The organism is Streptomyces sp. PA03-6a (assembly GCF_033792765.1).
In the GTDB taxonomy this organism is placed as follows: domain Bacteria; phylum Actinomycetota; class Actinomycetes; order Streptomycetales; family Streptomycetaceae; genus Actinacidiphila.
Window position 1 is genome coordinate 1 of record NZ_JARAVK010000384.1, and the last position, 6010, is coordinate 6010.

Annotated in this window: 7 protein-coding genes and 1 pseudogene; 1 reads left to right on the forward strand and 7 read right to left on the reverse strand. The window is 66.9% G+C overall.

Annotated elements, in window-relative coordinates:
- Positions 1-846: 846 nt before the first annotated feature.
- The 4 genes from PV350_RS43555 to PV350_RS43570 form a co-directional block, all read right to left on the reverse strand.
- Positions 847-1476 carry a hypothetical protein gene (locus PV350_RS43555; protein WP_500338912.1) on the reverse strand — a complete coding sequence of 210 codons (630 nt, stop codon included), beginning with the start codon at positions 1474-1476 and terminating at the stop codon, positions 847-849.
- A gap of 484 nt (positions 1477-1960) precedes the next feature.
- Complete coding sequence (locus tag PV350_RS43560) at positions 1961-2812, reverse strand: alpha/beta fold hydrolase (RefSeq protein WP_500338914.1); 852 nt, start codon at positions 2810-2812, stop codon at positions 1961-1963.
- Positions 2813-2907: 95 nt separating this feature from the next.
- Entirely contained in the window at positions 2908-3114 is a 207-nt protein-coding gene (locus tag PV350_RS43565) for a bestrophin-like domain (protein WP_499514019.1), read from the reverse strand.
- A complete protein-coding gene (locus tag PV350_RS43570; protein ID WP_500338915.1) occupies positions 3102-3479 on the reverse strand; it encodes a bestrophin-like domain in 378 nt (125 codons plus the stop codon). Before PV350_RS43570 ends, PV350_RS43565 begins: the two co-directional genes overlap by 13 nt.
- Positions 3480-3711: 232 nt before the next feature.
- On the opposite strand from PV350_RS43570, the gene PV350_RS43575 reads away from it, so the two are divergent.
- Positions 3712-3942 carry a DUF397 domain-containing protein gene (locus tag PV350_RS43575; protein WP_499514017.1) on the forward strand — a complete coding sequence of 77 codons (231 nt, stop codon included), beginning with the start codon at positions 3712-3714 and terminating at the stop codon, positions 3940-3942.
- A 149-nt stretch (positions 3943-4091) separates the two neighbouring features.
- Here PV350_RS43575 and PV350_RS43580 read toward each other — a convergent pair whose 3' ends face one another.
- The 3 genes and pseudogenes from PV350_RS43580 to PV350_RS43590 all read right to left on the reverse strand — a co-directional run bounded on the left by PV350_RS43580 (position 4092) and on the right by PV350_RS43590 (position 5944).
- Positions 4092-4820 carry an LAVTG motif-containing sortase-dependent surface protein gene (locus PV350_RS43580; protein ID WP_499514016.1) on the reverse strand — a complete coding sequence of 243 codons (729 nt, stop codon included), beginning with the start codon at positions 4818-4820 and terminating at the stop codon, positions 4092-4094.
- Between the two features lie 234 nt (positions 4821-5054).
- Positions 5055-5264 (reverse strand): annotated as a pseudogene (locus tag PV350_RS43585) (tyrosine-type recombinase/integrase); the annotation flags it as partial.
- The gene (locus PV350_RS43590) at positions 5231-5944 is read right to left on the reverse strand and encodes a PspA/IM30 family protein (protein WP_500338917.1); all 714 of its coding nucleotides are present in this window, start codon (positions 5942-5944) and stop codon (positions 5231-5233) included. The pseudogene PV350_RS43585 and the gene PV350_RS43590, both read right to left, overlap by 34 nt.
- Between the last annotated feature and the right edge of the window lie 66 nt (positions 5945-6010).

A 6010-nucleotide genomic window follows, 5' to 3' on the forward strand; every position in this document is an offset into this window, starting at 1 on the left:
GTCCGGGAGGGCCAGGGCGGCCCGGGGGCTTCGGGCAGTAGCCGGGCGAGGCCGGGACGGAGAAGCACGAGAAGGCTGTCTGCTGGGCGTCGTCCTCGGCCGCCGACGCATGTCCCGTGGTTTCGGCGTACGCCATACCCGTCACGGCACCGGACGCCAGTGCCACGCTCGCGGCTACCGTCCACACGCGCGCACAGCCTGGGCGCCGCCGTATCGAGGCCTGGGGCCTGGTTATTCGGTACAACACGTCACCTCCAGGAATGGGCTCTCAACGGGCGGCCCGCGCCGCCTCCCCGAAGGGGAGCTGCCGTGGGGCAGCAACGAACCCACAGCAAGAATTCCTCTGAGTTACATGATGTGCACTTTCGGTAGCCGACTGGGTGATCTCGGCGAACCCTCCGCCAGCCGCGCCCGCGCTGCACCGTTCGGCCGCTGCGACGCTCGCCCCGCGAACCCGACCTCCGGGTGAGCAGCGAGCAAGGAACGCGTACCGGCAGCGCGCCCTGGGCGTCTGCTCAGTTCGGAGGCGCTCTGCCACACTCCTCACGCCTGCGCTCCGGAGCTGTGTGCGCAGGTTCCAATCCTGCCGGGGGCACCTTGTACTAGGTGTCAAAAGACCCCGCCACCAGCCAAGACGCTGAGTGCGGGGTCTTTGCGTATGCGCAGCCGTGTGCCGCCGGAAGTGGCCGTATGACGGGGTCTGTGGACAGTACGTTGACAGGATCTTGGAGCGTTCGCCAAGGTCAGCCGCCACATTCGACGGACCGTGTCTGACAGTTCCTCCGGGAGCGCCGGCCGGTCCACTCCCCCGATTGGCGAGGGGATTCGTGGATCATGGTCCCTGGCTCAACGCCCGGGGAAGCGGACGCTGTCGCGGGCCCTCTGATGCGTCTGGCTCGCTGCCTGCTCGTCCGCCGCGGGAGCGTCGGTTGCGACGTTAACGACATGGTCGTCGTCGCTGATGATGCGGATGAAACCAACCCAGTCGGCGACAGCGGGGTTGGTGACACGAGCATCGAGGACCGCATGGCCATTGACCGTGCTCTTCTTGATGTTGGTCGCCTTGAGGTCGTCGTCGGGGTAGTCGTTGTTGGCGTTCAGGAGGAACTGAAGCTGCAAGTCCAGATCCGCCGACAAGGTAGGCCCGTCATTAACGGTGATGGTGGTGGTTTCGTCTGCGGCAGTCACCGAATACGAGCGAGCGGCGTAGGTAATGTCGTCTTCGACGATCTCCTCCTTGGTGGCCTTTCCAGGAAGTTTGAACGTGATGCCAGTGGGGGAATCCGCGGTCTTCACCCATTCCGCCGTATCGGCGTTACCGTGATTGCCTGGCTCGGCCACCGTCACTGTCCTGATGCCGGCGGACGACGGCGCCGGGGCGGCGAAGGCACTAGCGGGAAGCAGCACGCCTCCTGCAGCCAGGGAAGTCGCGCCGGCAACCATCAGAAAGCGCTGCGTTGACGAGAGGCGAGCCATGAGAATCACTCCTTGCGAGACATAGGGAACGGCGTGCGTCGGGCGGCTTTAGTAATTCGCAGACATTTTCACGGTGGGCCCATATCCCGCCGTGCCGCCTGACTCACTTCCGGATGATGCAGGCGTACAACTGCTCTGCGTGAACCCACGTGCCATTCAAGGCCCAATGCGGGATCACGTCATGTTCCGAGATCGCGTGACACGAGAACTCGGGACTTGCCGGAAGGAGGCGTTCCTGATAGCGGAGCAAGCAGTGGGGGTCAATATCATTTCGCCACCCCCAGGGCGCCCACGGACAGGGGCCCGCAGTAGGTCCGCGCAGCGGACACGATGACCGGCGCCACTGTCCCGGGCAGGAGGGGTGAGCACGTCAGCCACTCCGATCGCCCGGCCGGACCGTCAGAGCGCTGTGGGCGAGTCGCGCCATTGCCGACCGCAGAAGCACCCGATCGCCCTCAAGCGTCGCCCGCACTTCACGGACCGGTCATGCGGCGAGTGTCGCCAGCGTCCGCTCGGGTGCGGCAAGGATCGAGAAGTGGCCCTGGCCGGCATGGATGTGAAGGCGTGCGCCCGGAATCGCCGCAGCGAAGCGGCGGGCGTGCTGGAGCGGGACGGTGGTGTCGGCGTCCCCGTGGTGGATCGACGTGGGCACCCTGATCGATTCCAGGTCGAAGCCCCAGGGCCGGGTCAGCACGCGCAGATCCTGCGCGACTCCCCAACTGCCGCGGTGGAACGCCCGCAAGTAGTTGGCCAGGAAGGCCTCGCGTGCGTCCGGCTCGGCGAGGGCACGCCGGTCGCCGGCGGGCATCTCGCTGGTCGCCAGGCCAAGGAACAGCCCTGGTGCCCGGCGCGCCAGCGTGGCCAGACGGCCCAGAATCCAGCCGCCGAAGGCCGGAGCGTGCCGGGCGATCGGCAAGGACGCGCGCTGCCCGGTTGCCATCCCTCGCGTGGGCCAGGCGGGCGGCCCAAGCGGCGCGATGAGCAGCAGGCTGCGGACGCGGTCAGGTAGCTCGGACGCGCAGGCCGCCGCGAACGCTCCGCCGCCCGAAACGCCGAGCAGCGCCACCGAGCCGACTTCCAACGCGTCCAGGACCAAGGCGGCTTCCGCAGCCCAGTCCACGACCCGCGGCAGGCGACGGGCGTCGGTGCCGCCGATGCCGGGGCGGTCCGGGGCGATGAGGCGCAGACCGAGCGCTCGGGCCGCGCCCGCCAGGCCGTATGCGGTCAACCCGGAGTCGGCCAACCCGTGGCAGAACAGCACCGCGGGCGCGTCCGGCTCCCCCACCACCTCGACCGATATCACGCCGCCGTCAGCTCGATGCAGCTCCAGCCTCATAGCGTCTCCCATGACCTTGATCTGAGAGCTGCCTGCGCACAGGTCATCAGCCCCTTGCAGGGGGCCCGGCGGATCCCTCGCCGGACTTCACCACGTCACTTGCCCCAGTACTTGCTGAGCTGACCTTCCATGAATGGATGGGGACTCGCGCTGACTTCGCCGGCGAAGGGGTGTTCAAGTACGAGGACGAGGGTGAGGCTCAGGCCTACCAGCAACGCGATCGACCCTACGAAAAGCAGCTGCACCTTGAGGCTCTCCACCCCGTAAAGCAAGGTGATCAGCATGACGATCAACGCGGCCACGCATCCTCCACAATAGCGTGGACGTAGTCCCCGACCGCACGGTCCAATTTTTGCTGCACATCGTCTGGAAAACCGTGGGCGTTGCGGGAGATCACAGCGAGATCTGTGGCCTCCGAGGTCACCACTGCTTGAACTTGCTCAAGATCGGTCCACAAGGTCACGATGACGAAAGCAAGGACGATTCCGTAGATGGCCCCGAACAGTTCAAGTACCGTGCGCGACACATCATTGGTCACGCCATTGCTCAACTCGGGAAAAACACGGCGCGCCACCAGGCAAGCGGCGAGCGACAGAACAACAACGCCGCCAACGATGAGGATCGCGAGGCTGGCCGTGTCCAGGTTGTTGAGTAGCCAAAGTCCCACGTCAGCGACTCTATCCAGCTCGCGGCCGCGTTCAGGGTGGGCACGACCACCGCCTACCGCTACATCACCGAGGCAGTCTAAATACTGGCCGCGCCGGCCCCGACGCTCGCAGAAAGCAGCACCTAGTGCCGCAGGTCGTTCGTGCGGCCCGCGCCTTCAGGCGAGATGCGCATCAGGACCATCAGGGTGATGCTAAAAGGAGAACGTCCATCCGATTGCAACAGGAGATCCCATGATGGACGCAGCCAAGACTGAGCTGTACGCAATAGACCTGACTGATGCGGCGTGGGTTACGAGCAGCTACAGCAACAGGTGGGACAAGACGTGTGTGGAGGTCGCAGACCTCGGCGGCGGCGCGGTTGCGGTCCGCGATTCGCAGAACCGGGAGTTGCCGCCGCTCCGATTCACCGCAGAGGAGTGGGCCGCGTTTCGACTGGGCGTGCGTGACGGCGAATTCGGCTAGAGATTGCCGTCGGCAGCCAGGACCGCCGGTTCTACCCGAGGACCCCTTCGGCAACCGCCTCAAGTTCCGAAAGCCCACGGCATCCTGAGACGACGGCGGCGCCGGACCCTACCCGGGGCCGGCGCCGCGTGACGGCAATGTGCGGTCGATCAGTGCTGTGCGGCGCCCTTGCGGCGGCGCAGCACCAGCACGGCACCCGCGCCCAGCAGCAGCAGCGCGGCGAAGGCGATGCCACCGACCTGGGCGCCGGTCTCGGCGAGGCCGCCGCTCTCCGTGCCGGAGGAGTCGGAAGCGGACGGGGCGACGGTCGCGGAGGGCGAGCCGTTCGGCTGCTCACCGCCCGCCGGGGCAGAGGCCGACGGCGACGCGGAGCCCGAGGGTGAGCCGCTCGGCTGCTCACCGCCTTCCGGAGCGGACGCGGTCGGGGAAGCGGAGCCGGAGGGCACCGTCCCGCCGCCGTTGCCCTCGTCCTTGCAGTCGACCCAGAAGACCTTGTGCTTGGCGCGGCCGTGCTCTCCGTCGAAGTTCCAGAAGAGCTTGTAGTGGCCGTCCGCGAGCGCGAGGTTTTCGGTGCGCTCGTGACCGGAGCCGTCGAGGGTGAGCGAGCCGGACTTCACCGTCTCGCCCTTCTGACCGTCGGTCGGCGACCACCGCTCGATGGACCAATCGGCCTTCTGGGCACCGTCGAACTGGAAGCCGTCGAGGTAGAAAGTGCAGACGTGCGGCTCGTTGTTGTGCAGCTCCTCGCCGGTCTTCGCGTCGTGGATCTTCACATTGCCGTTGTCGCCGGGGGCGTTGTGGGCGAGGGCGGCGGGCGCCAACAGCAGGGATGCTGCCAGGGCCGCCGTCGCCGCGCCTGCCGTGGAAAGGGCGCGCATGGGCGTACCACCTGTGGGGTGTGAAACGGAATGCGGGGGGAGGCGGCCAGGTTCCACCTCGCTGACCAGCACGTCAAGGAATGGTTGACCTCATTAGTCGGACTACGTCACAACCGCCCCATAGGTCCGACATAACAATTACGCCACACCGTTCACGTTTGAAGAAGCGCCTAGCAGCACGGCGGGCGGTACGCGCTCGGTGCGCACCTGGGTACCCCCGGAGCCCGCCGTCGGTCACTCGTACTCGCGCAGCAAGTCCTCGATACGGCGATTGGCCACCTCCTGCCGCCCGTCGATGCACTTCGCGTACCGACTCAGCAGCACCTCCACGCTGTTGCCCGTCCGCTCGGCAACCTCGGTCGCTGCATGCCCACGGTGGAGCTGGTGGTCGGCGAGGTGGTGGCCCGCGGTCAGGCGTGGGCTTTGAGGGCGGCCAAGCGGGCTTCGATCTCGGCCGCGTCGCCCATGGTGTCGAGGCGCTCGAACTGGGCGTCCAGTGAGGAGTCGGCGAGTTCCTGCTGGCCGAGTGCCCTGGCCTCCTCGCGGCGGACTATTTCCTCGAAGCGGCTCAACTCGGAGGTGGGATCGAGCACGTTGATGTTCTCGGCGGCGTCCAGCATCTGGCTCTGCGCGTGGGCGGTCTTGGCGCGGGCCACCAACTGGTCGCGCTTGGAGTGGAGCTCCGTCAGCTTGACCTCCATCTGGGCGAGGCCGGACTTCAGTTTGTCGACGACCTCCCGCTGCATGGCGATCGTCGGCTCGGCGTCCTTCGCCTCGCGCCCGGCCTGGAGCTGGCGCTGCAGCGCCACCTTGGCGAGGCGGTCGAACGCGTCGGCCTCGGCTTCGGAACCGGCGGCCCGCAGGTCGTCCGCCTTTCGGCTGGCGGCCAGCGCCTTGGTGCCCCACTCGGTGGCCGCCTCCACGTCCTCCTGGTGGTCCTGCTCCAGGAGGCGCAGATTGCCGATGGTGGTGGCGACCGCCTGCTTGGCCTCGTCGATGTTGTTGCTGTAGTCGCGGATCAGCTGGTCGAGCATCTTCTGCGGGTCTTCCGCCTGGTCCAGCAGGGCATTGATGTTCGCCTTCGCCAGCTGTGCGACGCGGCCGAAGATCGTCTGCTTGGTCATGGGACCGACCCCTTCCTTGGGTTGCCGTCTGCGTACGCCTTGGCTCAGAACCTGCCTTTAAAAAAA

Excerpts from the sequence above, each read along its gene's own strand:
- PV350_RS43580 (WP_499514016.1), bottom strand. The coding sequence starts at position 4,820 with ATGCGCGCCCTTTCCACGGCAGGCGCGGCGACGGCGGCCCTGGCAGCA.
- PV350_RS43575 (WP_499514017.1), top strand. The coding sequence starts at position 3,712 with ATGATGGACGCAGCCAAGACTGAGCTGTACGCAATAGACCTGACTGAT.
- PV350_RS43560 (WP_500338914.1), bottom strand. The coding sequence starts at position 2,812 with ATGAGGCTGGAGCTGCATCGAGCTGACGGCGGCGTGATATCGGTCGAG.
- PV350_RS43555 (WP_500338912.1), bottom strand. The coding sequence starts at position 1,476 with ATGGCTCGCCTCTCGTCAACGCAGCGCTTTCTGATGGTTGCCGGCGCG.
- PV350_RS43590 (WP_500338917.1), bottom strand. The coding sequence starts at position 5,944 with ATGACCAAGCAGACGATCTTCGGCCGCGTCGCACAGCTGGCGAAGGCG.